This window comes from Streptomyces sp. NPDC000229 (assembly GCF_040300825.1).
Classification (GTDB): domain Bacteria; phylum Actinomycetota; class Actinomycetes; order Streptomycetales; family Streptomycetaceae; genus Streptomyces.
In genome coordinates this window covers 1-1,098 of the sequence record NZ_JBEPEL010000171.1, presented here as the reverse complement: position 1 = coordinate 1,098, position 1,098 = coordinate 1, and the positions used below count along the sequence as shown (strand labels likewise).

Sequence of the window (1,098 nt, the reverse complement as noted above, 5' to 3'; positions counted from 1 at the left end):
GCACGCTGTTGAGTTCTCAAGGAACGGACGCTTCCTTTGTACTCACCCTCTCGGGCTTTCCTCCGGGCGCTTCCCTTCGGTATTTCGTGTTTCCAACCCTACCAGATCCGTTTTCCGTTCCGTTTCCGGTTCGAATTCCGTTTCCAGCGGCCGTTGGAGGGCCTTTGCCTTTCGGCTGGTCCGACTTTATCAGAGATTCTGAGTCGGATTTCCCGGCCCTTCCGGGGCACCCTGCATGGCACACAGATGTGCCGGGTTCCCGATCGGGCGGAGCCGTAAACGTACTGGAGCGGGGCGCCCCGATGCAAATCGAGGGGCCCCGCTCCGTTGCTGAGCTGGTGGGGCGTCAGACCTCCACGACCACCGGGAGGATCATCGGGCGCCTGCGGTAGGTGTCCGAGACCCACTTGCCGATCGTGCGGCGGATCAACTGCTGGAGCTGGTGCGGCTCCGCGACCCCGTCGGCGGCCGACTTGGCGATGGCGTCATGCACCTTCGGGATGACCGCGTCGAAGGCACTGTCCTCGATGCCGGAGCCGCGGGCGTGGATGTGCGGGCCACCGGTGATCTTGCCGGTCGTGGAGTCGACCACCACGAAGACCGAGATGATGCCCTCTTCGCCGAGGATGCGGCGGTCCTTCAGGTGAACCTCGGTGACGTCGCCGACCGAGAGGCCGTCGACGTACACGTACCCGGCCTGGACCTTGCCGACGATCTTGGCCTTGCCGTCGACGAGGTCGACCACGACGCCGTCCTCGGCGATGACGATGCGGTCCTTGGGCACACCCGTCAGGGCGCCGAGCTCGGCGTTGGCGCGGAGGTGGCGCCATTCGCCGTGGACCGGCATCAGGTTCTTCGGCCTGCAGATGTTGTAGAAGTACAGCAGCTCGCCGGCCGAGGCGTGGCCCGAGACGTGGACCTTGGCGTTGCCCTTGTGGACGACGTTGGCGCCCCAGCGGGTGAGGCCGTTGATCACGCGGTAGACCGCGTTCTCGTTGCCCGGGATCAGGGAGGACGCCAGGATCACGGTGTCGCCCTGGACGATCCTGCACCTGCTGGCCGCGGCCCAGGAGGCGGGCGTCCCCTTCGGCCTGGAGG

At 66.1% G+C, this 1,098-nt stretch carries 1 protein-coding gene; it reads right to left on the bottom strand.

Features of this window, described 5'->3' with window-relative positions; genetic code table 11:
• Positions 1 to 346: 346 nt before the first annotated feature.
• Positions 347 to 1,098 (bottom strand): ribonuclease J (locus ABT360_RS35310; RefSeq protein ID WP_351825850.1); only part of this gene is annotated, 752 nt, incomplete at its 5' end.